The 24,936-nt window shown below is 44.3% G+C and carries 21 protein-coding genes; 18 read left to right on the forward strand and 3 right to left on the reverse strand.

The features are described 5' to 3' along the window. Positions 1 to 3: 3 nt before the first annotated feature. The 12 genes from C1T21_RS20130 (at position 4) to C1T21_RS20180 (ending at position 12,464) form a co-directional block, all read left to right on the forward strand. A complete protein-coding gene (locus tag C1T21_RS20130; protein ID WP_103049492.1) occupies positions 4 to 939 on the forward strand; it encodes a DUF1177 domain-containing protein in 936 nt (311 codons plus the stop codon). Positions 940 to 1,000: 61 nt separating this feature from the next. Beyond that, positions 1,001 to 1,990: an ABC transporter ATP-binding protein gene (locus tag C1T21_RS20135; RefSeq protein WP_061829731.1), complete on the forward strand. Its 990-nt coding sequence runs from the start codon at positions 1,001 to 1,003 to the stop codon at positions 1,988 to 1,990. Continuing rightward, positions 1,974 to 2,975, forward strand: coding sequence for an ABC transporter ATP-binding protein (locus tag C1T21_RS20140; protein ID WP_103049493.1), 1,002 nt, complete (start codon positions 1,974 to 1,976; stop codon positions 2,973 to 2,975). The genes C1T21_RS20135 and C1T21_RS20140 overlap by 17 nt, the downstream gene beginning before the upstream one ends. Before the next feature lie 271 nt (positions 2,976 to 3,246). Beyond that, the gene (locus tag C1T21_RS20145; RefSeq protein ID WP_103049494.1) at positions 3,247 to 5,988 is read left to right on the forward strand and encodes an alpha-L-rhamnosidase; all 2,742 of its coding nucleotides are present in this window, start codon (positions 3,247 to 3,249) and stop codon (positions 5,986 to 5,988) included. A gap of 34 nt (positions 5,989 to 6,022) precedes the next feature. Further along, positions 6,023 to 7,219 carry an MFS transporter gene (locus C1T21_RS20150; protein WP_103049495.1) on the forward strand — a complete coding sequence of 399 codons (1,197 nt, stop codon included), beginning with the start codon at positions 6,023 to 6,025 and terminating at the stop codon, positions 7,217 to 7,219. A 29-nt stretch (positions 7,220 to 7,248) separates the two neighbouring features. Next, a complete protein-coding gene (locus C1T21_RS20155) occupies positions 7,249 to 8,247 on the forward strand; it encodes an AraC family transcriptional regulator (RefSeq protein WP_103049496.1) in 999 nt (332 codons plus the stop codon). Between the two features lie 129 nt (positions 8,248 to 8,376). Beyond that, on the forward strand, positions 8,377 to 9,384 hold the full coding sequence (locus tag C1T21_RS20160) for a phosphotransferase enzyme family protein (RefSeq protein WP_103049497.1): 1,008 nt from the start codon (positions 8,377 to 8,379) through the stop codon (positions 9,382 to 9,384). 84 nt (positions 9,385 to 9,468) lie between these two features. After that, positions 9,469 to 10,620 carry an immunity 26/phosphotriesterase HocA family protein gene (locus tag C1T21_RS20165; RefSeq protein WP_103049498.1) on the forward strand — a complete coding sequence of 384 codons (1,152 nt, stop codon included), beginning with the start codon at positions 9,469 to 9,471 and terminating at the stop codon, positions 10,618 to 10,620. 35 nt (positions 10,621 to 10,655) lie between these two features. Continuing rightward, positions 10,656 to 10,871 carry a hypothetical protein gene (locus C1T21_RS28155; RefSeq protein ID WP_258012564.1) on the forward strand — a complete coding sequence of 72 codons (216 nt, stop codon included), beginning with the start codon at positions 10,656 to 10,658 and terminating at the stop codon, positions 10,869 to 10,871. Then, positions 10,825 to 11,175, forward strand: a complete 351-nt coding sequence (locus C1T21_RS20170; RefSeq protein ID WP_258012565.1) for a hypothetical protein — start codon at positions 10,825 to 10,827, stop codon at positions 11,173 to 11,175. The genes C1T21_RS28155 and C1T21_RS20170 overlap by 47 nt, the downstream gene beginning before the upstream one ends. Positions 11,176 to 11,211: 36 nt before the next feature. Further along, complete coding sequence (locus C1T21_RS20175) at positions 11,212 to 11,871, forward strand: DUF2625 domain-containing protein (protein ID WP_103049499.1); 660 nt, start codon at positions 11,212 to 11,214, stop codon at positions 11,869 to 11,871. A 56-nt stretch (positions 11,872 to 11,927) separates the two neighbouring features. Beyond that, positions 11,928 to 12,464, forward strand: coding sequence for an SMI1/KNR4 family protein (locus C1T21_RS20180; protein WP_103049500.1), 537 nt, complete (start codon positions 11,928 to 11,930; stop codon positions 12,462 to 12,464). A gap of 142 nt (positions 12,465 to 12,606) precedes the next feature. Here the strand turns inward: C1T21_RS20180 and C1T21_RS20185 are convergent, their stop codons facing one another. Then, the gene (locus tag C1T21_RS20185; RefSeq protein WP_061829653.1) at positions 12,607 to 13,191 is read right to left on the reverse strand and encodes an RBBP9/YdeN family alpha/beta hydrolase; all 585 of its coding nucleotides are present in this window, start codon (positions 13,189 to 13,191) and stop codon (positions 12,607 to 12,609) included. A gap of 351 nt (positions 13,192 to 13,542) precedes the next feature. Here C1T21_RS20185 and C1T21_RS20190 point away from each other — a divergent pair, with 351 nt between their 5' ends. Further along, a complete protein-coding gene (locus tag C1T21_RS20190; RefSeq protein WP_103049501.1) occupies positions 13,543 to 15,288 on the forward strand; it encodes a methyl-accepting chemotaxis protein in 1,746 nt (581 codons plus the stop codon). Positions 15,289 to 15,401: 113 nt separating this feature from the next. On the opposite strand, the gene C1T21_RS20195 is transcribed toward C1T21_RS20190, so the two are convergent. After that, entirely contained in the window at positions 15,402 to 15,971 is a 570-nt protein-coding gene (locus C1T21_RS20195; RefSeq protein WP_103049502.1) for a DUF1697 domain-containing protein, read from the reverse strand. 32 nt (positions 15,972 to 16,003) lie between these two features. Beyond that, the gene (locus tag C1T21_RS20200) at positions 16,004 to 16,654 is read right to left on the reverse strand and encodes a hypothetical protein (RefSeq protein ID WP_103049503.1); all 651 of its coding nucleotides are present in this window, start codon (positions 16,652 to 16,654) and stop codon (positions 16,004 to 16,006) included. Between the two features lie 212 nt (positions 16,655 to 16,866). On the opposite strand from C1T21_RS20200, the gene C1T21_RS20205 reads away from it, so the two are divergent. The 5 genes from C1T21_RS20205 to C1T21_RS20230 all read left to right on the forward strand — a co-directional run bounded on the left by C1T21_RS20205 (position 16,867) and on the right by C1T21_RS20230 (position 24,861). Beyond that, entirely contained in the window at positions 16,867 to 17,859 is a 993-nt protein-coding gene (locus C1T21_RS20205; RefSeq protein WP_103049504.1) for a hypothetical protein, read from the forward strand. Between the two features lie 324 nt (positions 17,860 to 18,183). Further along, entirely contained in the window at positions 18,184 to 19,137 is a 954-nt protein-coding gene (locus C1T21_RS20215) for an ADP-ribosylglycohydrolase family protein (protein ID WP_103049691.1), read from the forward strand. A gap of 221 nt (positions 19,138 to 19,358) precedes the next feature. After that, on the forward strand, positions 19,359 to 21,746 hold the full coding sequence (locus C1T21_RS20220; protein WP_103049506.1) for a polyprenyl synthetase family protein: 2,388 nt from the start codon (positions 19,359 to 19,361) through the stop codon (positions 21,744 to 21,746). A 227-nt stretch (positions 21,747 to 21,973) separates the two neighbouring features. Further along, a complete protein-coding gene (locus C1T21_RS20225; RefSeq protein ID WP_103049507.1) occupies positions 21,974 to 22,513 on the forward strand; it encodes a CueP family metal-binding protein in 540 nt (179 codons plus the stop codon). Positions 22,514 to 22,797: 284 nt separating this feature from the next. After that, entirely contained in the window at positions 22,798 to 24,861 is a 2,064-nt protein-coding gene (locus tag C1T21_RS20230; protein WP_103049508.1) for a methyl-accepting chemotaxis protein, read from the forward strand. The last annotated feature ends 75 nt before the right edge of the window (positions 24,862 to 24,936 follow it).

Below are 24,936 nucleotides of genomic sequence, written 5' to 3' on the forward strand. Positions count from 1 at the left end.
CGAATGATGAAACAAGTTTTTGAAGTTTATGACCTTTTGGATAGCCCGTTCGCCAGCGGAGCAGAAGTCAAAGCTTTTTTGGAACAACTGGGTCAAGCGGAGATTACAGTCACCACTGTGCAAGGTGAAAAGGGCTCTACGGATTTTATTAAAATTGTCATTGCCGGTAAAACGGGTCGCATTCAGGGGGGCGATTCTCCAACCTTGGGTGTAGTAGGGCGACTTGGTGGACTTGGAGCACGGCCGGAAATGATCGGATTTGTATCCGATGGTGACGGTGCAGCAGCGGCAATTTCGGCGGCAGCTAAACTTTTGAGCATGCAGTCCAAAGGAGATGTGCTTGACGGAGATGTGATCATCTGTACACATATTTGTCCAGATGCACCCACTCAGCCCCATGATCCAGTTCCATTTATGGATTCACCCGTAGATATTTTGACGATGAACAAATATGAAGTGACACCCGAAATGGAAGCGATTCTGTCCATTGATACGACCAAAGGGAATCGGGTCATTAACCATAAAGGTATTGCCATTTCCCCAACGGTACGTGAAGGCTACGTGCTACGCATTAGTGAAGACCTCGTCGATATTGTGCAGACCGTTACTGGCGAACCGTGTGTCACGTTTGCTGTAACTACGCAGGACATCACACCTTATGGTAACGACCTGTATCACATCAACAGCATTTTGCAGCCAGCGGTGGCCACTTCCGCTCCAGTGGTTGGTGTAGCCATCACGGCCGCTGCTCCTGTCCCAGGCAGTGCAACGGGGGCCAGCCACGAAAGCGATATTGCGCTGGCGGCCAAATTGGCTGTAGAAACAGCCAAAGCTTATGGACGTGGGCAATGCTCTTTTCATTCGGAAAAGGAGTTTCAACATATTACTAAACTGTACGGTACCATGAAGCATCTGCAAACGATGGGTAAGTCTGAATAAGCTTATTCCCTAAGATAAAGAACATGAAGGTTCAATGATGGACAAGGAGGAGGAAGAGGGCATGGCACAACTGCTTGAAGTAACCAACCTCCGGACGGAGTTCAAGACTGCGGCTGGCACCATCCGGGCTGTGGACGGCGTCGATCTATCAGTTGGCAAAGGCGAAACACTCGGAATTGTTGGCGAATCCGGGTGCGGCAAGAGCATTACCTCCCTTTCCATTATGCAGCTCCTCCCTAAGGGACTTGGGAAAGTTGCCGCTGGTGAAGTACGGTTTAACGGTGAAAACATGCTGGATTTTTCGGAGCGGAAAATGCGCTCGATTCGTGGCAACGAGATGGCTATGATTTTTCAGGAGCCGATGACTTCGCTAAATCCTGTGTTCAAGATCGGCAAGCAAATTGCGGAGTCTGCCCGCTACCACCACGGTGTAAGCAAACACAAAGCAAAAGACATGGCTGTGGAAATGCTGACGAAAGTGGGAATTCCACGTCCAGAAAAAGTAGCCGCTTCTTATCCGCATGAACTCTCGGGCGGTATGCGCCAACGGGTGATGATTGCGATGGCAATGGTGTGCAATCCGAAGTTGCTGATCGCCGATGAACCGACAACGGCACTCGATGTAACCATTCAAGCACAGATTCTTGACTTGATGCGTGAGCTACAGAAGTCCGAAGGAACTTCCATTCTGATGATTACTCATGACCTTGGTGTCGTTGCTGAAATGTGCGATCGGGTCGTGATTATGTACGCCGGACAAGTAGTAGAAGAAACGGATGTTAAAACACTTTTTAAAGATCCCAAGCATCCGTATACCCAAAGTTTGCTAGCCTCACTGCCGCAATTGAACAGTGATCAGGAGCGTCTGGCTTCCATTCCGGGCCAGGTTCCCAACCCACTTGATATGCCAAAAGGTTGCCGCTTTGCACCACGTTGTCAGTTTGCCAAGGAAATTTGCCGTGCAGAGGCCCCGGAGCTTACAGAAGTGGAACCCGGACACAAAAGCCGCTGCTTGCTACAGCAGGAGGGATATCATGAGTACACTGCTTGAAATACGTAATTTGAAAAAGCACTATCCGATCAAAAAAGGACTTTTTTCCAAACAGGTGGGAGCAGTCAAAGCGGTGGATGGTATTAACCTGACTGTACAGCAGGGTGAAACCCTGGCAATCGTGGGAGAATCCGGCTGCGGCAAATCCACAACTGGACGGGCAATTCTCAGATTGATTGAACCGACGGATGGAGAGATTCTGTTTAATGGCACGGATATACGTAAGCTAAACACAGAGCAGCTGCGCAAATTCAGAACGGATATGCAGATGGTGTTTCAAGATCCGTTTGCTTCGCTTGACCCCAGATGGACGGTACAGCAGGTGCTGGAAGAACCGCTCATCACGCATGAAAAGCTAAGCAAAACGCAGCTCAAAGAGCGGGTGGAAGAGCTGCTCGAAGTGGTCGGGTTGTCTCCTTATCACGCACATCGTTATCCGCATGAGTTCTCGGGTGGTCAACGCCAGAGGATCGGGATCGCACGTGCACTGGCGCTTCATCCCAAATTTATCGTGTGTGACGAGCCAGTCTCGGCCCTCGATGTGTCGATTCAGGCGCAAGTGCTCAATCTGATGAAGGACCTGCAAAAACAATATGACCTGACGTATATGTTCATTTCCCATGATCTGTCGGTCGTCAAATTTATCAGCGACCGCGTGGGTGTGATGTACCTGGGCAAGCTGGTCGAACTCGCACCGACCCAAGAAGTGTTCAGAGAGCCGCTGCATCCGTATACAAAGGCGCTAATGTCTGCCGTACCTGTAGCTGATCCGGAAGCGGAGCGTGATCGGATTGTACTTAAAGGGGATGTGCCCAGTCCAGAAAATCCGCCAAGTGGTTGTGCGTTTCATAACCGCTGCCCGGCAGCCATGGAGATATGCAGCAAAGTACAGCCCATCTTTGCCGAAGCTGCACCGGGGCGACAGGTAGCCTGTCACTTGTATCCAGCTTCCACGCCGGAACAAGCGATAGCCGGACAGGCATAAGCCAGCTGAAAAAGAATAGATAGACCTTCTAGCAAGAATCAAGCCTGAATCCATCTCAAACGGATTCAGGCTTTTTTTAATAAGTGTAGCTGCTCTGCAAACGCACATATTTTTCTAATAGATCCATTTTAAGCTTCAATATAAGGGGTGGAATTTCAACACCTGTAAATCAAGCATATAACATGCAGGGATACAACATTGCGCACAATCAATGGAAGCGTTTTAATTTGAATATAGAAACACAAAAGAAGACCTCAGGGAGGACATAAGAATGCTAAAAGTGAAAGCGCTTAGATGCGAACATTTAAATAATCCGATTGGATTGGGTTGTCTAAAACCGCGGTTAAGTTGGCAGATCGAATCTGAAAAAATGTATGTTTCTCAAAAACGGTTTCAATTGCAAGTATCCGTTCATCCCACTTTTGAACCGCTGATCTGGAATCATTTTACCTATTCGGATCAATCCATTTTGTTTCCCTATGAAGGCCCCCCGCTGGAATCAGGACAAAGATATTATTATCGGGTAAAAGTATGGGCTCAGGGAGCGGGTGACACAGAACCGGAAGAATCGGAATGGAGTGAGTCCGGCTTTTGGGAGATGGGGCTGCTCCATGAGCAGGACTGGAAAGCACAATGGATCACAGTGAAGGAGCGGAGCATCCATGAACAGTTTGAGACAAGAGCTCCTTTTGCCGCTTCCAAATATTTTTCGGTTGAGGGAAAAGTGAAAAAAGCAGTCATTTATGCTACAAGCCTTGGTCTGTATGAACTGGAGTTCAATGGACAAAGGGTGGGCGATGCCTACTTTACCCCGGGATGGACAGATTATAACGATCGTGTCCAGGTGCAAGCCTATGATGTGACTTCTACCGTTCGAGAACAACATAATCGAATCACAGCCACGGTGGGAGAAGGCTGGTACAGCGGCTATCTAGGCTGGCAAAAGCGCAAAGATACCTATGGGAACACAAATGCTTTGCTATTTCAAATGAAGATTAGCTATGAAGATGGCCGTTCAGAACTCATTTGCTCTGATTCTTCCTGGGAGGAAACGAGCTGTGCCATCTTGATGTCAGATATTTATAACGGCGAAATCTATGATGCTCGACTGGAGCAGCAGGAAGGCGAGCATTGCTCCTTAACCGAACGGAAAATGATGCAGGTCGTCCCGTTTCCGTTAAGTCATCTGGTTGCTCAGGAGAACGAGCCTGTCCGTGTGATGAATCGGTTGAAGCCTGTTGAACTCATTCGAACTCCTAAAGATGAGCTGGTGCTTAACTTGGGTCAAAATATGGTAGGTTGGCTGGAATTTAAAGTTGAAGCCCCCGAAGGTACGGTTCTGAATCTGGTTCATGGTGAAGTGCTGGATCAGCAAGGGAACTTTTACCGGGATAACATTCGTGATGCAGCGCAGCAGATTACGTACATTTGCAGCGGCAAGGGGACGGAGATATTTAGGCCGCATTTTACTTTTCAGGGTTTCCAATATGTGAAGCTTGAGGGCTTTCCGGCTGGCGTAGCCATTGAAGATTTTACAGGCGTTGTTTTGCATTCAGACATGGAGACAATTGGCTTGTTCGAGACATCCGATTCAAAGCTGAATCAACTCCAGCACAATATTGTGTGGGGGCAAAAGGGGAACTTCCTGGATGTGCCGACCGATTGTCCACAGCGTGATGAGCGATTAGGCTGGACCGGCGATGCACAGATTTTTGCCAGAACGGCCAGCTTCAATATGAATAGTGCTTCCTTCTTCCGAAAGTGGCTGAAAGATTTGGCTTATAACCAGCTGGAGAATGGGGCCGTGCCTTTTGTAGTGCCCGATGTCCTCAAAGGAACCTTTGCAGACAATATGGACAAAACGACGGCAGCATGGGGAGATGCGGCGGTTATATGTCCGTGGACCCTATATCAATGCTATGGGGATAAGCAAATCTTAGTGCAGCAGTATGACAGTATGAAAGCATGGGTGGATTATATTCGCGCCCAAGGGGACGAAGAGTGTCTTTGGGATACCGGTTTGCAGCTGGGAGACTGGCTGGCGCTGGATAGCGAGGAAGGAAGCTATTTTGGGGCGACGGATGGGACGCTGGTGGCCACTGCTTATTTTGCATATTCGACTCATATTTTGGCACAGACGGCCAAACTGCTGAATCGTTATACCGATTACAACACATATAAAAGCTTACATGTGGGGATTAAAACGGCTTTTGCGAACCGCTACTTCGATGACGCGGGCAAATTGACCTCCAATACCCAGACTGCACAGGTTGTGGCTTTGCACTTCGGATTGGTGCCAGAAAAGTATAAACAGCATGTGATCCAGGAGCTCGTACGGCTCATAGAAAAAAATGATATGCATCTAGATACTGGCTTTGTGGGCACCCCCTATCTATGTCTGGTTTTATCCGACCATGGCTATACGGATGTTGCTTATAACATTTTATTTCAAAATGATTATCCTTCATGGCTCTATCAGGTGGAACGGGGAGCAACGACCATGTGGGAGCATTGGGATAGCATTAAAGTGGACGGCTCATTCTGGAGCACCGATATGAACTCGTTCAATCACTATTCGTACGGTTCAGTAGGAGACTTTATGTACCAAAATATTGCCGGAATTGATGTGCTTGAAGCGGGCTATAAAAAATCACGTTTAGCTCCTAAACCGCCTGCCAATCTTACTTCGGCCCATGGCAAGCTGGAGACGCCATATGGCACGCTTGAAGTCCAATGGGAAATCGTGAATAAAGAAATGAAGATGACGGTTCGCGTGCCACATAATACGACGGCTGAGATTACACTTCCGGGCGTTATGGAACCGGATGCACTACAGCAGACCATTGCTATGCAATATCCGTCGATTCAGTATCCTCCTGGTGATGTGCCACAGGAGCTGGCCGGGAAATTAGGTTCTACAGGGGAACAGGCGATTTTCCAAAAGAGCGGAGATCATAAAATGACGTTTACGGTCGGTTCAGGACAGTATACGTTCCAGTACAGATGCAACTAGAGGCTAAATAACATAGACTAGAGGTGAGAGCTTAATGAATATAAAGAACAAAGTTTTGTTTAAAACGGCGTTGCTATCCATTTCCTTAGTCCTGACGTCAGCGAGTGCCATTTCGGCTGTCATACCAATGATGCTGAACCAATTATCAGGCGTCTCCAGTTCGCTGATTGAAAGCGTAGTCACGATTCCATCTTTCTCGATGATGCTGTTTGTGCTGTTGAGTGGCCCTATTTCTTCCCGATTGGGTAAAAAAAATACAGTCCTGCTAGGGCTTTTGCTCGTAGTCATCGGCGGAATACTTCCCATGTTCACGACGAATATTACATGGATTCTTGCGCTGCGTTTGGTACTAGGTGCAGGTCTCGGGATGTTCAATTCGCTGGCCGTCAGTTTAATTAGTGATTTTTTTGAAGGGGATGAACGTGCTCAATTAGTAGGCTTTCAAAGCGCCGTTCAAGGACTCGGAAGCAGCTTGGCTACCTTTGTGGCAGGACAGCTCGCCCTAATCAACTGGCAGTTCGCTTTTTTATGCTATGGAATCACCATTCCTATTGCGCTATTATTCTTTCTGATCATTCCCGAACCAGAGCGCGGGGAGCCTACAGTAGAGAGTTCGACAGAAAAGGGTCACAAGAACGGGGGAATATCCATACCTGTACTTGGATTAGGGGCTGCACTTTTTCTGTTTATGACTTTTATCATGATTGTATATACCAAAACAGGCATTATGATTGCTGAAAAGAGTATGCCCAATGCTGGTTTTTTAGGCACTGCGTTAACGCTGTTTTCCTTGTCCACCATGATTGCAGGCTTCCTGTTTGGTAGAATCTATAAATGGTTTAGAAATTACGCTCCCTTTATCTCCAGTCTATTAACAGCAACTGGTTTTGTACTACTATGGTTTGCTCAGAATGTTACCATGGTTACCGTTGCCATGTTGATCATTGGCTTTAGTTTTGCGCTGTTTATTCCTTATATTTTTACCATACTAACTAAAATCGTACCTAAAGGCAGTGAAACTTTATCCATTTCCATTGCGATGGTAGGGTCCAATTTGGGAGCGTTTGCTTCGCCTTATGTGATCAAGTTAGTTGGCGTGTTGTCTGGAAATGAAACGGCTTCATTTTCCTTCCTTGTTTCTGGGATTGTATTTACGATTGCAGCACTCCTTTGTCTGGGAATCGCTATTAGAGGAAAGGGAAGCAAAACTCAAGCGGCAGTCCACAGTTAATGGGGAGTCTGAAGGAGGAGTCAGTGTTTATGAACCTTCATGAGTTGGATCAGTTGCTGAGAAACAAAACGGAAATTGAACTTTTACAACAGCAAAACAATCAGGTGATTAATGATCTCTCCAAGGATTCGGAAAATGAGCGATTTTTTGATTTGAATCAGAAAATGTATCGAATGCCCGCTTTATTTTTCTTCGGAGAACATGATATTTATATTAGCAAGCACAATAGATTTGCTCCGATGTTGGAGCACATGCATGAATTTATTGAATTAAACTATGTTTACTCAGGTAAGTGCAATCAAATGATAGCAGGCAAAGAAATTCAGCTTTGTGAAGGCCAAGTATGTGTCCTGGATAAGGATGTGCCTCACAGCATCGCTCCTTTGGGAGAAGACGATATACTTATTAATATCTTGCTACAAAGAGAAACAATTTCATCCCTATTCCTGCAGCGGCTATCTAAGAAAAAAAGCCTGATTGGCGAATTTCTAGCCAACTCTGTCCTCCAGCATCAGCACCATAATCACTTTATTATTTTTGAGTCGCAGCATAATGAAAACCTTCAATATATACTGCGTAGGATCTTAATCGAATATTATTCCAGACAAGAGGATTCGATGGAATTGGTGAAGGCTTATTTGCAAATTGTATTTGGAGAATTGGTCCGTGTATTGGAAAGCGAGCATAATATTCACTTAAACCAGCAGGAAAATAATATTACCTCTATTCTGAATTACATGGAAGAGCATTATCAGCATTTAAGCCTACAGCAATTATCTAACCATTTTAATTACAATAGTACGTATTTAAGTAATAAGTTGAAAAAAGTAACCGGTCTTACTTACACTCAGCTTATTGCCAACATTAAACTCAATGCAGCCTATTCTTTGGTAGTGAATACCAACCTGCCGTTTGAAATGATATTTAAGCAGGTAGGGTATAACAGCATGAGTTTCTTCTATAAAAAGTTTAAAACAGCGTATGGTGCCACCCCGCAAAATATTCGAAACAAGCATCTGAGGAAATAAACGATATACAAGGACGTCCAATTCTATTGGGCGTCCTATGTTATAATATCTGCAAATTCATAAGCTCAAGGCTGATGAATGGATAGGCTGCGGGATACCTTTGTCTCCGGCAAAAGGGAGGATACATCCTTGGAAGCAATACTAAGACGGCACTGGCCGGAGTGGAACGGAACGTTGCAGAGACGAACCGGGGGTTGGAATAATACGACGTATTTTGTTAAGAGTGGTGGACGAAGCGGGGTGCTGCGCGTCTACGATACACACAGGGATCGGGATAAAATTGAATTTGAGCATGCGGTTTTGCAGGAGCTGAGTAAGCATTCTCTATCATTCAGGATACCCCAGCCTATTCCAACGGTCACGGGAGAGACGCTTGCTCAACTGGAGAAGGAAAGCGGCAAATATGTGTGTCTGTTCAAATACATAGAAGGCATATCACCCCTGGAGCAGGATTCGAGCTTTGCCTATTCTTTGGGCGAGACTACGGGGGAATTATCTGCTGTGCTTGCGACATTCAATCTTGATATGACTCCAGTCTATCGACCGTATTATGCTTTGCAGCAATCCTATCCATTGTGTAACCGGGAAACGGTTCAAGGCTTTTGTTTACATCCGCCTGAGCCTCTAAAGGATTTGCATGAAGAGCTGCGGTTAATAGGAGCAGCTTATGAAGAGATTACAGATTCGCTTCATGCATTAGAAGAGTTGCCGCATCAGCTTGTACATGGAGACTTGAACGCTTCCAATTTGTTAGTAAAGGATTCGGATCATAGTCTAGTAACTGCACTGCTTGATTTTGAATTTTGTACGCTAGACGTTCGGGTCATGGAGCCGGCGGTCATCTTATCTGGATTTTTGGGACAACCGGAGGAGACGACAGCAGTTCGGGATTTTTGCCGAGGCTTCAGCCGCCAGGTTCATTTAAGCCACACCGAGATTGATGCTTTGCCTATTTTGATGCTGCTTAGGAAGGTAGACGTATTTCTTCATTTTTTGAGTCGCTTTCTGGAAGGAACGGATCAGTCACACGTGTTGCAAGAGCAGGTCAAACAGATCGCTGCCGACTTGCTCCAGCTTTCTACCAGCAGTAGCTGGATTCAGGAAGAGTTGGTTCAAGCTGGAACAGTGTATGAATAAACGAGCTAAATGCCACGTTATGTTATAGTCTCTGGAAAAATTGAGCCTGAGTCCATTGAGATGTACTCTGAACAGGAGGAGCAGATGAATCGTTGGCTAACGAACGCGTTACGACCGTACTTCGGGCTGGAGACGCTGGAAGAGCATTGGGACGTGGTAGAAATTAAAGAAGGATACTTTATTTGTATGGATGGGGATGTCATTCGCAAGCGAATTTCTTCCACTGAGGATACTTATGGAGAAACCGATGTAGAGATTCTTACGCGTGACCGGGCATTTGTTTTGCCTAAAACGGCTCGTGGCAAAGAGAAAAAGCTGAATTACACAAGTGTTTCGAGCATCAAGGCAGAAGGCATAACCTTTTCAACAGGCATTCGAAGGGATCGTCCTCTTAGTTATGTTACTGCTGTGAATAGCAAAACGGGTGTGAAACTCCCTATTACGGGATGTGAGCATTTACATAGTAAAGAAGAGATCATCGATTGGCTTCAGCAATATCCGTCACTTGTGCCCAAGGATTACGATCGCAGATTGCACCGACTGAAGCTTATGAAAAACCAGCGTTATAAAACGGTCCCGGGAGACATCTTTCGCGTGGAAATAGACCTTTTCACAGATGGATATGTACTGGTCATTGGAGATCTGCGCCAAATGCAAAAGAATCAGTTGTTTGCAGAGGAGAGCATTTGGAACAGTGTCATGACCATGCCTTTATTCGTGCGTCCGTATTTGTTTACGAGTCGTGACCGTTCAACAGCTTTGGAATCTATCACAGCCGCCCCATTATCCGAAACGACCTGGATTGTTATGGATGATTCCTTTATGCGGGGTGCCTATGAGCGGGTAGGGCATAAGCTATTAGTGGAAGAGGATATTGTGTTCCCCATCGGCTATGGCTGTAGTACGGATAGTAGAAAAGAAAGAACATATAGTCTGTCCTGGGGAACGGGCACGGTTTCCAAACCGGAAGGGGAGACAGTGTTCAAGTCTTCACGAAAATTTTTAAATAACGGTGTGTATTCAAGTGTCGTTGCCGACTGTTTTGGCTCCTGGGAAGAGCGGGAGTGGTACAAAATGCTGGATAATCCGTTATATCAGGATGAGCGTCGAAAAGCACTGGCCGAATTCGGATTCCTGGAAGACATTTCGTATGATGAGTTCAACCGTCAAACGGGAGGACTGACACGTTCGGAATATCTCGCATATTTGATAAGAATCTATGGCGGGAAAAAATGATGAAAACGGATTTGATTTTTTAATAGGAGGGGCCAATGAAATATCTTAAAGATTGTCCGGAACCAGGCATGGGAACCTGGTATTTTGAAATAGATTCGGATGGAATAGCCTATCGACAAATTGTCATCCAGGATGATGGCACGTATATCGCCTCTAATCGCAAGCACGAGCAGTATCATTTCTTATTAGCTGAGAAAGCGATTGATGATACAGAGCCCTATTATACGCAAATTACAAAAAAAAGAGTTTGAAGAAATCTGGTCCAATTATCTTCACACCTTCAACAAGGAATGGCATCAAATCAAAAATGCACTGCCCGTTGGGACTAAGGTAAAGGGTTATATTGAAGCATTTTTCCCACACGGTACGCTTATTCATATTTTCCAGCATCATGCGGTCGGATTGTCAGACACTCGTACATATGAGGAAAAGACACCATCCGAGTGGATGTATCCGAAGCATGAGGTCACGGCCATTGTAAAAGGATACGACGAAGTGAACCAGTGGGTGATTTTAGATCAAACGCAGGTTTTCAAAAATCAGTTCGCAGGTTGAAAGGGAATTTTAGGATATGCGGGAAGGGGAATGAACATGCATACTTTAACGGTTGATGAACTGGTGGATAAGGATAACCATGCATGGGAAGAGGTCAGAAATATTCTGAAAGAAGGCCGGAATTCACATCACATTGTATCGGCCGAATCGGAATCCGCTACGGGGGACACGCTGTACCGTTTGCAGGTGAGTACGAAGTCGTATTTGGGAACAGTTGCCTATGAGACAGGAGGAATTGTGTTTGATTACGGTTGGATCACCTTGCTGGGTGCGGGTGGCTCTGGAATTTTTGGTAGCTTGACCTCATGGAACGGGCTTCAGGAGCCAGAAAGTGTTCCTGCACTTGAGGGGATGCTGATTGTGGCTTATGATGCAGCAGGTGGATTTTTTGGATTGGATACAGGGAAATTCGGACGTAGCGGTCATATCTACTATTTTGCACCAGATGCATTGGAATGGGAATCCACAGAGCTGGCCTATTCCGGTTTCTTGAGCTGGCTGGCTGAGGGAGATTTGGACTTGTTCTACCAGACATTCCGCTGGAACGGTTGGCAGGAGGATATGGAGCAACTTCAGCACGGAGAGATATTTGCTTATTATCCGCCGCTATGGACCCAGGAAGGTGGAGGGGAGACCAGCAGCAAGTCGCCTATAGATATTACAAAAGCATGGCAGGTGGTAGTGGATAAGGAATAGCTTGCTCGGTAGAAATAACAACTCTTAGAGGCATCGAGGTATGGAGGTTGGCCGATATGTGGAGTATTCACTTTGAACAGCAGTTTGTAAAAAGTCTGGAAGCAACGGATGAACAAATCGCAAATTTTTTGAAAACATGGAACATAAAGCTATCGGAACAAGAGATTCACGAAATCAAGCAAAGACAAGTGAACCCTTTTCCAAAGTCGTCTCCATTCTATGATCAATATAAACCTTTAGATCCTGTGAGCTGGCATCTGCCCCAAGGGCAATTTCCTGACAGCTATATGGATTTTTTGAGATACTCTAACGGCGGGGAGTTTCAAAATGGAGAACGTTATTTTCAGTTTTTCAATACCAAAGATTTGAGAGAAATGAACCTTGCCTACGAGTTACCGGAATATATGCCGGGTGCTGTGTCGTTTGCGATGGATGGGTGCGGAAACCACTATATGTTTGATATGAGAGAGGAAAAAAGAAACAATGAGTATCCCGTTCTTTTTGCTCATTCTGGTAGTTTGGGATATGACGAATGTGAACAGGTTGCCCATTCATTTATAGAGCTGTGTACGGAAAAATGGGCATTGTATTGATGTATTGACTATAAGTACATCTGTGGAGCGACTCCTTGTTAAGACGTACGTATTCCAGAAGTGATTACATAACCCGCAATAATGAACCCTTCGCCGGTTCCATTTTGCGGGTTATGTAAGTTTTCAAACTAAGCCTGTCATGCTACTTATTTGCATTCATCATTTCAATTAACACTTGATGTACCATCGGTAAGGTGGTAAAACCGTCACTTTGTAAAAAGTGTCCTCCATGGTCTACTTCATGGAAATCGGCTTGGATGTCTTCAGCTAGTTTCTTACTGAGTGCAAAGGGCACAATTGTGTCATCCTTTGAAGCGATAACTGAACGCGCTTTTAGCGAATCCATGATTTGCTGATAATCCAAATGGCCATTGGTAAATTCATCTAATGACGGTAGACTCGGCACTGGATCAGTAAAACCGGAAACGAAAACGAGACCACCAAGTGGTTCTGGGATACTTACTTGCTGTAGGTATCTTAATATGGATACACATCCCAAGCTATGACCAATAAAATAGGTGTCTTTATGTAGAACTTTAATATTTTGTAATAGATGCTCGATCCACTCATTAAGTTTGGGGGATTGCGAGTTGGGCATCTCCAGTATACCTACCGATACTCCATCTTCCTGTAATTTGTCTTGTAACCAAGGGAACCAATGATCGGCTGGCGAAGCTGTGTATCCGTGGATTATATATACTTGTTTTTTATTTTGTATGTTTGTCACAATACTTTCTCTCCCATCATTCAGCGTTTGTTGTTTATATGTGCCCCACTTCGTGTAAGGACTCCTCTTCTAGTTTAGCAAATTCTTTAAGCCCATGAATATCTAAAATTTTGAGTTACATAGCAAGTCCAAATATGAAGTTGCCTACTATAATATTCTTATTTTTGCAGTACCGTTAGTTTACTTATAAATTTAAGCGCTTTCTACCGATATATAGATATATATATCATCACGTTCTGTGATCTGCTTCATTTTGTTGTTTGGAGGGCAATGTCAAGGAGACCGACTGGAAACTCGTGAAAGTTGAGAGCAGCGTGAACTATTATCCATAGACGATCTGGAGGGGTTTGGATGAGTAACAAGCAATCAGACAGGACTAAAAAAGGAAAAGGTTTTAGAGATTTAAAGGTTACGACAACGATGATCTCCATGATTGTAATCAGCTTAGTAGGTTTACTCATTGTATCGTTGGTAGGGGTTATCGGTATGTATCAAGCTAAAGAGGGTCAAGGTATTTTGTATGTGGATCGCTTTCAACACCAAACGAATATTCTTGAAGTCAAAAGTGATTTCTATAATATGCGGGCTAATTATACAAAAATACTCGACAATAAGGAGTACACAGATAAACAGTATAAGCAGGTGCAGAAAGGAAAAGATAGCGTTACAACCGGACTAAATGAATTCTCACAAAGGAATTTGGATGCTAAGGAACAGAAATTGTACGAGGAACTACGGGGGAGTATAGACACATATTATCAGGATATTGAGCAAATCATGGCAGTCAAAAAAAATAGCGGAACGTATGACACGGAAGAGAGAGGCCGGATTAATAAATCCAGTACGGCAATTGTTACGATGCTGACTACGATTTCAGATTATAACAATGAGCAATCCGCCAACTTATATCAAAATACGCAAAATGAGATTAAAATGCGTACAATTGTTTTGATCACGGTTCTGGCCCTTGTGCTGGCTATTCTTATCACCATCTCCTTTGCGGCCATTCGAAATATCCGTTTCCGGATGAGTACAATTACGAAATACTGTGAGGAGATTACCCAAGGAAATTTAACGGCAGCACTTGATCCTGCCTTGCTCAAAGGAAATAATGAGATCGCTGTCATTGCTCGTGCCATTCAACAAATGACAGATTCAACCTCAATGGTCATAACGGGGGTTATCAATGAGTCACGCCAAATTAACCAACTGAGTGACCAGACGAATCATAATATGACAGATCTCAATGAGCGGATTAGAGATGTATCTGCCACGGTCGAACAGCTGTCAGCAGCTATGGAAGAGACTTCGGCATACACCGAAAACATGAATCATTCTGCGGAAGAAATGCAGCGGGCAGCGGAGTACATCTCGGTCAAAACTCAAGAAAGAGCTCAGTCTGCCAATGATACAAGTGTAAAAGCCGAAACATTGAAGCATGCGGCTAGTGAATCCAATAAAGCGGCCAAGGAAATTTACCGGAAGGCCAATGAAAAGATGAAGGAAGCGCTAGAACGAGCCAAGGCCGTAGACCAAATTCGTTTACTTTCTCAGTCTATCTTAGAAATTACGGCACAAACCAATTTGCTGGCTCTAAATGCATCCATTGAAGCGGCTCGTGCGGGTGAGTCAGGTCGAGGGTTTGCGGTTGTGGCTAACGAGATTCGCAAGTTGGCAGACGGCTCCAAACACGCGGTAGACCAAATTCAGAGTGTTACTCAAGAAGTTGTGCAATCTGTAGAGAATTTAACTACTAATGCCGAAGAATTACTGCACTTCCTGCAAGCACAGGTAGGCAAGGATTATCAGCTGCTTGAGGATACAGTAGGACAATATTACATGGATGCAGTTGAACACACAAACACGGTCAATGATTTGAACGCCACCTCTAAGCAGGTGAATGCAACCATCCAAACCATGGTGAGAGCGATTCATGAGATTGCAACAGCCAGCGAACAGTCCGCTATATCCACTCAGCACATTGCAGAGAATATGGTTTCATCGACGGAGAAATCTCTTGAAGTGGCACACCAGTCTGATCAGGTGAAGGAAAGCGCGGCCCGACTGAATGAACTGGTCGAAGGCTTTAAAATTTAACGAGGCCCATCGTAAAGACTAGGGAAAACATTACATCAAAGAAAAACAGTTGGGGAGCCGTAAAAAGGCTCCCTTTTTGAGTTTACCCTTCCAACGTTGCTTTTGGACTATTGTCAGGAACTCGTATCCCGTAGCTCTTCCTGTTCAGCCATTTGCATGAGCTTATAGATCTGTCGTGTTGTGTTCACATTCCGCACCGTCATTTGCTGATACAGCTTGGAGCCGACTAATTTCGTTAACCCGCTTTTTGTGACTTGTTCTTTGCTGACAGAAAACAGAACGGCCCCGTTCGTATATATTACATGCCCAATTCCCGGTTTCAAAGGTAGCTTGTCCAGAACGGAAATATCGTTAATTTCATCCCACAGGAACAATACATCACTTTTCATCTGTGTATCATTAGACCATTCATTCGGCAGTGCCTCCATAATGCTCTGAATCTCTTTCATGTTTCGGACGATGACGCGGATGGGTAAGCTAAAATCCTCCAGAATCGCCTGTTCCAATATGAGTGAAAGCTCCTGGTTAGACTGGGTCTGACTAGAAAAAATAATGTTTCCAGAATTAATGTAAGTCGTCACATGCCCCATACCTGCATTTTCAAACGTTTGCTTGAGCTTCTTCATCTCGATCTTGTTGTTGCCGCCAACGTTGATGCCCCGCAGTAATGCGATATAGATCATATAAGCTCCACCTCTCTTCAAAAAAAGGATTTCTAACAAAGGGATAGGTATTCCATTAAATACGTGGTTTGATTTTCGCTCAACAGCGGATGCAGCAATGGTTTTACGTGCTCGATATATTCTGCTTTGGTTTCGTATGTGTCCTCATCTTTCAATTCTCCCTTAAAGGTACAGGCACCTTCGATCAGGATGGAAAGAGCCGTAAAGAAGTTAGCTAAAGAGTCGGCAACCTGCTGCGTTGCCCCACCTTCAAAAGCAGCATATACAGGGGAACCGAGTGCGCTAGTATCGACAATGACTGGATCGTCATTAAAAGTGGCAATTACGACATGATGGGGCGGCCACGAAGAAGATTCTTGGACAAGCTCACCAGATGTAATCCAGCGATAGCCCAGCTGTTGGCGATACAGATGTTCTGGTGCGGCAAAAAAGAGAACCGCGGCATCCCCGATTTCAACTGCTGCATTTTTTAATTTGTGTGTTCCCGCTGCCTTAGCATCGATCATTTCATAATGGCTATACAGGTACTCAAGCTCAGGGGATACGGGAATCCGTCTGTCCCAGCAATCTGTTAGGTTTTCCGTCCGGGGCTGGATGTCGTGGTTTTGGAACAGCCCGTAGGCATCATTATATAAGTTTTGTTGTTGTACAAAACAGGCCAGAGCTTCGCTTAATTGTTTCATAGGTTTGCATTCCTTTCTAATTTTAGGCTATGACCTTCGACAATAACGTTTCATTTCTAGCCTAAAGATATCATAATATAGATATGGAGAACATATGTTTCTGTAATTGTGCCGCCTTGCCAGTCTATCCAGATTAATTTTACAATATAGGAGTTCGAACATGTTTTGTACTTAGTTTAATATGCTCAGGCTTACTTGTAAGGAGGATAAGCATGTCATTTTCTAAAATATACGATTACAAATTAAGAGCTTATTTTAATGAGCGTATTTCTGATTTAAGTCATGAATATCTATTTTATTCTTATCCCGATCAAGAGCAAAATTTAAGAATATTAACCCTGAATATAAACGAGCAGGATTATGTTTCTCTAGTGCGATGGCATGATCTGTTTGACAGGTCGCTGTTTACAAAAATGGATCATCCCATTCTAAGCGTAGCGGATGCTGAACGCCTGATTCGATTGCTTTCGCTCATTTTTAATGTTTTTGATATACACAAAGATGCTGCTTATAGCAGAAAAAACTTATGTTGTGTTTATTATCAATATCAGGTTTCACATCTAGCAGAGAGAGGGAATGAATTCACGTTTGCTAAGGACAGACTACTTTTCCTTCACCATCTCTTATTTGATCTGGGTTTAGGTGACGACATTTATGATCGCCTGACGATTGAAACTAATAGGATTATGTACAGAATGGAAGACGCACAATATTATGATCTGCACATTCTTATTAACATTTTGCATGAGCATATTAACAAAAGTAAGATGGATATGGATACACAAGCAGCGCTGGAAAAAATAAAATTTTTACAAGGCCAATGGGTTAACTTCATTCTGGGTAGTCATGATGTATATGATTTTCCATTCGATGATTTCAACAAGCCGTTTGTAGAAGCAACGATGTTTATACAAGCCTACAAATCTAATAAAAATAGGGTGTTAGAGGTGCTGATAGACTGTATCAATGAGCATCAATCTCCAACAGAGCAGTTCATCTCCCATTTGATCTTGATGAACTATTCCTATTTTGTTCTCAAAAGTAATCCTAGCGAAATTACATATCTTAAATTATTTTGCAAGAAAAAACCGGGAGTTTTTATGAAAATATTAACTGCATTGCTTGATATCAGATTTTTTGTTGATAAATCCAGCTTCACAAATGCGGGTATAAATTATTATTTATCCAGAATAAAAGGGGTTTAATGATGCCATTCCATCACGTTTCTTTACCTGATTTACCACCGTCTATCGGACGCCTTGCAGCCATTCATTCACTACAGGGCGACTCTCAGGAAAGCATAACCCTGCTGGCACTAAACATACAAGCAGAACTGTGGAGACTAGAACTTCGCTCTGGCAGCACTCGTTTACCATCACGAGGCGGGGATTTTCATTGAATTAAAACCGAATAGCCGTTGTACAGCCTTGATCTACGAATAAAAGGCGTTACCGCATTTTTGCTTCCTTCCTGGCGAGATGGGAAAATATGCGTTAGTTATTACATTTGAAAAGGGGCGTAAAACCAAAATGGCACTTATCAAGGATCGTTTTTTGGGATGCCTGGTTGGGCTGGCCGTGGGCGATGCTTTGGGAACCACTGTGGAATTCAGCAGTCCAGGTACATTTGAACCTGTAACGGATATCGTGGGCGGCGGTGTCTTTGGGTTAAAGCCGGGCCAGTGGACAGACGATACGTCGATGGCGCTCTGCTTGGCCGAGAGTATGGTACGTAAAGATGGCTTTGATCCGGCAGATCAAATGCGCCGATACACCAATTGGTACCACTTGGGATATATGAGTAGTACGGGAACGTGCTTTGATATCGGTGGTGCAACGAGAGCAGCACTGCATCGCTTCGAAGCTACCGGAGATCCGTACAGTGGGTCCATTGACCCCATGACTGCCGGCAATGGCTCTATTATGAGGCTTGCACCTGTGGCTATGGCCTATGCGAACCGTCCGGAAGAGGCGGTGAAGTACGCTGAGATGAGCTCGCGAACCACCCATGGAGCAGCCGAAAGTGTGGAGGCCTGTGCTGTGCTTGCTTCAATCCTTGTGGCAGGTCTGCGAGGAGCGGACAAAGAATCCATGTTATCGGCGGAGGTCTGTTATAAGTGGCGGCAGGACGAGCCTGCTTATTCGGCAGCCATTGAAGAAATAATTCGGGGATCTTACCGGTATAAAGAGCCGCCCGAAATACAAGGAACCGGGTATGTCATTCGTTCCCTTGAGGCTGCGTTGTGGGCATTTCACCATTCGACTTCATTTGAAGAGGGGGCACTGCTGGCAGTGAATCTGGGTGATGATGCCGATACGACCGGAGCGGTATATGGGCAAATTGCAGGAGCTTATTACGGAGTAAGCGGTATCCCAAGTCGTTGGCGCGAGAAGCTGGCGATGAAGGAGATGATAGATGAACTGACTGAGGCTTTATGGCAGAAGGTCGAGAAGGACCAAACGCTCCAAGGGGAACATCTATAAAGATCAAGCTGGGCTGCTTTTCTTATGGAGCAGAGCCCAGCTTTTTTTGTTCACTATATTTCATGACGATTCACCTCTTGGGATTACTTCTTATATCGCCTCGACCCCATTAAATTTCGTAACCTTACAGATTTTTTTCCGTATAAAGATAAAAACATGATCCGAATTCGTACCCTCAGGGAGAAATGCAACCATGTTTAACAAAATGAGAAGTTGAGGTAATGCATCATATGAATGAAAAATTACAAGCCAATACAGGATATCAGCTGGCTGAGCGGAAGGCGATTCAGTATTTTGCATTACTGTATGATCAGGTCATAGACAAATCTTATGTGACTACCCTGACAGAAGACATTCAAAAGTGGAAAAAAAATCATATTTATCATTCCTCATGGTTATCCTTTTTTTCACGGAGAAAGAGAAAACCTGATACTCGGGACTATAATAGATACATTCAATGGCTGAATTATACAGGCAAATTGGATGATTATCTGGACCGAAGTGTCTCCTATATTTATATGAGGGACCTAGGCAAAGCTCTGAATTCTCCTGACACACATACCCGGATTCAGCGTGTCATTGCAGACGTAAAAAAACACTTGATCCAATCCACCAGTGCAAACGGGGGAGACCAACCGGAATTTATGAATTTGGCCGGGGTGTATCGGTGGGCCCAGAGGGAAGGTATAGAAACCGCGATAATTTGGGTGATCAACAAACTTAGGTCCGTATCCTCCCATATTCCCAAAGAGATGGATGCCGAGCAAGCCCAGCGCAAACTGATTAAGATCATTATCGGGGTTATTTTGCATGTGATGGAAGAAATGGACGATACAGTGTCACCTATGGAACGTGCTCGCAGACTTGATGAAGCCATCAGGCTTGGGTACTCCTATGGTCTAACCTATCCTTTCATTGATGATCTTCTCGACTCCCAGGTTCTGAACGTTCAAGAGAAAGAACAATATTCCCGTATGATACGTGCCGGGCTTCTCAGTGGATCTGTGCCTGAGATGGGCGATTGGACTGGAAATCATATGAGGTTGATTCAATACATACATTCGGAGCTCTCGGATGCATTTGAGTATATTAAGGAACATCAGCGGCCAGACACACAGCAAACATTTTTCGAGCAGGCTTATGTCTTTTTTCATTCTCAAGATATTGACCGTGTTAAGGATCTGACGCGAGCTACTTATACTAATGAAGAGCTTTATATACCCGTTATTTTGAAGTCTTCTTCGTCCCGATTGATTGTCCGTTCTGTGATTAGTGCTCCTGCGGATGAGGGGTTTGAGCAACGAACATTCTTTTATGGCATCTATAACCAGCTTGCTGATGATTTTGCGGATATGGTTGACGATATGAGAGACGGTGCGGTAACACCCTATACCTACTATTTAAAATATCATCATCAGAGACCGGATTTGATCAATCCCTTTGAATTATACTGGGCGGTTATTTCCTATTTGATCCATAACGTATATGACTCCGATGCCATGGCTCGTGAGGTGATACTGGATCGTGCAATGAATGGACTCAAACGTTATAAAGAACGTGTAGGTATTGAAAAGTATAATGAAACGATGGAGATCTTTGCATCCGGAAATCCGGAATTTAATAATCTCATTCAGAAGATGGTACAAAAAGCGGATGATGTAGATTTCTTAGATAAGCTGCTTCGGGACCAGATGATTACCCATCTGAAAAACGATGCGAGGGAAAAAGAAGACTTTTTCAATACGGTCAAAATGGTCCGTGAGCAGATTAACAACCAATTGAAAATTACCAAGCCTCAAGGGATTCCGGCCATGAAAGAACAGCTTATTGAGGCTGCAAATTATAGTCTTGAAGGGGACGGGAAGCGGATACGGCCTATATTGACTTGGGTCATGGGCGTGAACGAATATGGATTAGATGCATCGGCAATTGTGCCTCTTCTGAGATCATTGGAATATATGCATACAGCCTCCCTGATTTTTGATGATCTTCCTTCCCAGGATAATGCGTCTACCCGTAGAGGGCGTCAGACCTTGCATCAGGTGCACAATAGCGCTACCGCAGAATTAACCGGTCTGTTCCTGATCCAGAAGGCGATTGGGGAACAATCGTCACTTGACCAGTTCAATGCTGAAACGGTGCTTGCTTTGATACAATACTCGGCCCAGAAAGCAGAAGATATGTGTATGGGGCAGGCGATGGATCTGGATTCCAAAGGAAAGGCACTGACCTTGGAGCAGCTGAATATGGTGTGCTTTTACAAAACCGGAGTGGCGTTTGAGGCTTGTCTGGTTATGCCAGCCATGCTTGCACAGGTCAAGGAACCGGAAATTGCTGCTTTGAAGAAATTCGCCTATCATATGGGGATTGCTTTTCAGATTAAAGATGATTTGCTTGATGTGGAAGGAGATATGCTCTTACTCGGAAAACCTGTTGGCCAAGATTCTGATAACAACAATTCGAATTTCGTGTCCATCCTTGGTCTAGAAGGTGCCAGTAAAGAGATGTGGGAACACTATTGTCTCGCTATGGAAGCATTAGAAGAGATCCCACGTAATATTGCTTTTCTGAAGCACTTAATACATTATGTCGTGAACCGGGACCGTTAAAAAACGAGTGTGCCCCATTGCTCCACAAGAGTAATGGGTGTTTTTACGTTGAGACCGAAGAGCTGCTCATGTTCCTTCGTTCATCGGTAATCCTCTAATGTGATATAAATATGTCTGAGCACGCAACACAGATATGTGAATATCTAGTGACTTCAGCACCCCATTTTGCCCATTATGGTGCATTCTCCCTTATAATAATACAAAACAGATGAGGAGATGAACTCCAGATGAAAAAAGGAATCTTAGTCGCTTCAGGGTTGGTTGTTGCCGCATTGGGGACGTACCTAATTGCAGGAAATATTCAGAAAGAAGGGGCGGAAAAACATGAGACGACAGATATCAAGAAATTGGTGCATGATATCAGTGCAGGCAAGGCAACAGCCCAGTCTGCTTCCATTAATTCCAGTCAGTTGATTGTGACAGGGGACGATACTCAGACCATTAATTATGATTTGCCTGACAACGAGTTTTTTGTTTCGATTGCACCATATGTGGAACAGACCCACCCATGTGCAACTCATAGTCTAACGGGCTGCCAAGGCGAAATAAAAAACGGTGCGTTCAATGTGACCGTTCACGACTCCGAAGGGAATGTCATCATGGAGAATGCCGCCATGAAATCACAATCCAATGGTTTTATTGATCTATGGCTACCGAGGGATAAAACATACCGCATTAGCGTGAATCATGAAGGTAAAACGGCTGAAACTGAATTCTCTACATATGAGAAAAACGATACGTGTATCACAACGATGCAGTTGAGTTAACGACGGAGGATGAGGGTTGAGCTTACGGATCGCTGAAATGCTCTAAATCCGCAAAACCCTGCGTTCTCATATATAGCTTTTAGTAAAGAGCCTACGTCTGACGGAGGCTCTTTGTGCTGCCCTAATCTTTTGCTGGAGTTACGGAACAGGTCGGGAGGGAATCTATGAGGAATCAGATAGCAAAACTTTAAATTGTATATACTAAAAACCTATTAAAACAGCTGCAAACTTCCGACATATTATCTAAGAGCTTTTCGCTCAATATTCCTCGGGGAGATGGCAGCATGTCACAAAATATTAAGAAGAGCATATTCAGATCATCCAGCATCGCCAACACATTGGCCATGGTCTTGTTAGTCATTATCGTTGTCGTCTTTGCAACCTTGGGGACGTTCATGTTTGCAAGCACGCAAAGCATACTTGTCAAGCAGCAAGAGGCCATGCTCCAGACCAAGACGCAGGCCGTTGTCACTCAATTCGATGCGTTGTTTAAAGAAAAGGGATCACTTGTCAAACAAATGTCAACGAATAATCTTTTTAAGCAATATTTAGAAACCACCCCATCGGCAGAAATGGTGAAAACTTCTCCTTATGCTGCGGAAACAGTAGCGACTCTGGCAGCCATTGTAAAGGCAGAGCCATCTTTTGCCGACGCCTGGATTGCAGGAATATCTGGTAAAGGCTTCTTTCTTCAGAATGATGGTGTTGCTTCTAAACCGGATTTCGATATCCATACACGCCCATACTTCAAGCCAGCCGTTGAAGCAGACGGTTTATACTACTCAGAACCCTATAAGGACGTCAATTCGGGTAATGTGCTGATGGGCATTTTCTATCCGATTAAAGATAGAAGTAATCAATTAATCGGATTTGCTGCTGTCGATATTGCTTTCAAAGACATCCCTGCCGTTATGCAAAGCTATTCGCTTGGAAGCACAGGTTATTCGATTCTTGCGTCCAAAACAGGAGATATTTTGTATCACCCCGATCAAAATAAAGTGCTGAAAGAAAAGATTAACGAAAGCACAGGTGATCTTGGGGAGATTGGAAAGAAAATGATTGCTGGTGAGTCCGGAGTACAGCTAATTAATGATAATGGGGAACGTCGTTATATTGGGTATGCAACCAGTAAAGATACGGGGTGGTCTGTAGGCTTAACTATTTCTGAAGAAGAGGTGCTCACAGAATTAAAAACCTTTACCTGGCTTACCATTGGCGGTTTTGCGGCAGCCACCATCCTGCTCGTTGTGATTTGTTATATAACGCTCCGTTATCTGTTGAGATCAATCCCGAAATTGCTTGCAAAAATCAAGCTGATTGAAAATGGAGATTTGACCGTTCAGTTTGATACGCAATCCAACAACGAAATCGGGCAAATTTCTCAAGGAATTTACAATATGGTTCAAAAAATTCAAGGCATGCTCCAAATGGTGGGTGGCTCAGCTCAAGTCTTGAATCAGTCTTCTCATGATTTGCAATCCATTTCTTCCAGAACCGCGATTACGATGAACGATACGGCGACAGCAATTAATGAAATTGCCAATGCAACGAACTACCAATCCATCGAAACGGATAACATTTTACAAAAAACTGGTGCATTATCCGGCCAAATTGACGAAATTGCCAATGATGCCAAAGCCATCGAAACGATGGTACAAATCTCTGCTGAACAAAGCGGACAGGGGCTTGCTGTAGTAGATCAGTTATCCAGATGGGCGGAAGAAAATCACAATTCCACACAAGCGATGTCGTCTATTATTCAGGAGATTGATCTGAGCCGTCATGAGATTTCCAGCATCGTCGATACGGTCAACCAAATTGCAACGCAGACCAACCTGCTGGCGCTCAATGCTTCTATTGAAGCTGCACGTGCAGGAGAACAGGGTAAAGGGTTTGCTGTTGTTGCCGGGGAGGTTCGCAAGCTGGCTGAGCAGACTGCACTGGCGACACAGGAAATCTACAAGAAGGTACGTGTGATTGAAGAAAAAACCAGCGTATCAGTTGAGCATACGGTTCACGGTCTGAAAATTGCGGAAGAAAATGCGAGATCGGTGGAGGACACGAAGCAAGTATTTTTTAGCATTAACAAGGATTTGGAAGATTTGAAATTGCGAATGATCCAGATCAGCACCAACACCTCCAAAGTCCACAAGCACAAAGATGAGATTTTGCAGGCACTGGAGATCATCTCTTCCACCACCGAGGAAAATTCAGCTTCAACCGAAGAGGTTAGCGCCAGCACGCAGGAACAATTGGAGAGCTTTGAACAGGTTGCTGAACTATCCAAACAATTAAACCAATTGTCCAATAAGCTTCAAGACGAATTAAAACAGTTCAAGGTTGAGTAACAAGTCTACTAGGCATGATATTGGCTAAATATACAGCAAAGCCCGCGTTCAGCGGGCTTTTTAGCTTCAACAGCT

This window comes from Paenibacillus sp. F4, from assembly GCF_002894905.1.
In the GTDB taxonomy this organism is placed as follows: domain Bacteria; phylum Bacillota; class Bacilli; order Paenibacillales; family Paenibacillaceae; genus Paenibacillus; species Paenibacillus polymyxa_B.

What these genes read in the sequence shown, in the direction of transcription:
- C1T21_RS20130 (WP_103049492.1), top strand. Translation starts at nt 4, where the DNA reads ATGATGAAACAAGTTTTTGAAGTTTATGACCTTTTGGATAGCCCGTTC.
- C1T21_RS20135 (WP_061829731.1), top strand. Translation starts at nt 1,001, where the DNA reads ATGGCACAACTGCTTGAAGTAACCAACCTCCGGACGGAGTTCAAGACT.
- C1T21_RS20140 (WP_103049493.1), top strand. Translation starts at nt 1,974, where the DNA reads ATGAGTACACTGCTTGAAATACGTAATTTGAAAAAGCACTATCCGATC.
- C1T21_RS20145 (WP_103049494.1), top strand. Translation starts at nt 3,247, where the DNA reads ATGCTAAAAGTGAAAGCGCTTAGATGCGAACATTTAAATAATCCGATT.
- C1T21_RS20150 (WP_103049495.1), top strand. Translation starts at nt 6,023, where the DNA reads ATGAATATAAAGAACAAAGTTTTGTTTAAAACGGCGTTGCTATCCATT.
- C1T21_RS20155 (WP_103049496.1), top strand. Translation starts at nt 7,249, where the DNA reads ATGAACCTTCATGAGTTGGATCAGTTGCTGAGAAACAAAACGGAAATT.
- C1T21_RS20165 (WP_103049498.1), top strand. Translation starts at nt 9,469, where the DNA reads ATGAATCGTTGGCTAACGAACGCGTTACGACCGTACTTCGGGCTGGAG.
- C1T21_RS28155 (WP_258012564.1), top strand. Translation starts at nt 10,656, where the DNA reads ATGAAATATCTTAAAGATTGTCCGGAACCAGGCATGGGAACCTGGTAT.
- C1T21_RS20170 (WP_258012565.1), top strand. Translation starts at nt 10,825, where the DNA reads ATGATACAGAGCCCTATTATACGCAAATTACAAAAAAAAGAGTTTGAA.
- C1T21_RS20175 (WP_103049499.1), top strand. Translation starts at nt 11,212, where the DNA reads ATGCATACTTTAACGGTTGATGAACTGGTGGATAAGGATAACCATGCA.
- C1T21_RS20180 (WP_103049500.1), top strand. Translation starts at nt 11,928, where the DNA reads ATGTGGAGTATTCACTTTGAACAGCAGTTTGTAAAAAGTCTGGAAGCA.
- C1T21_RS20190 (WP_103049501.1), top strand. Translation starts at nt 13,543, where the DNA reads ATGAGTAACAAGCAATCAGACAGGACTAAAAAAGGAAAAGGTTTTAGA.
- C1T21_RS20195 (WP_103049502.1), bottom strand. Translation starts at nt 15,971, where the DNA reads ATGATCTATATCGCATTACTGCGGGGCATCAACGTTGGCGGCAACAAC.
- C1T21_RS20200 (WP_103049503.1), bottom strand. Translation starts at nt 16,654, where the DNA reads ATGAAACAATTAAGCGAAGCTCTGGCCTGTTTTGTACAACAACAAAAC.
- C1T21_RS20205 (WP_103049504.1), top strand. Translation starts at nt 16,867, where the DNA reads ATGTCATTTTCTAAAATATACGATTACAAATTAAGAGCTTATTTTAAT.
- C1T21_RS20215 (WP_103049691.1), top strand. Translation starts at nt 18,184, where the DNA reads ATGGCACTTATCAAGGATCGTTTTTTGGGATGCCTGGTTGGGCTGGCC.
- C1T21_RS20220 (WP_103049506.1), top strand. Translation starts at nt 19,359, where the DNA reads ATGCATCATATGAATGAAAAATTACAAGCCAATACAGGATATCAGCTG.
- C1T21_RS20225 (WP_103049507.1), top strand. Translation starts at nt 21,974, where the DNA reads ATGAAAAAAGGAATCTTAGTCGCTTCAGGGTTGGTTGTTGCCGCATTG.
- C1T21_RS20230 (WP_103049508.1), top strand. Translation starts at nt 22,798, where the DNA reads ATGTCACAAAATATTAAGAAGAGCATATTCAGATCATCCAGCATCGCC.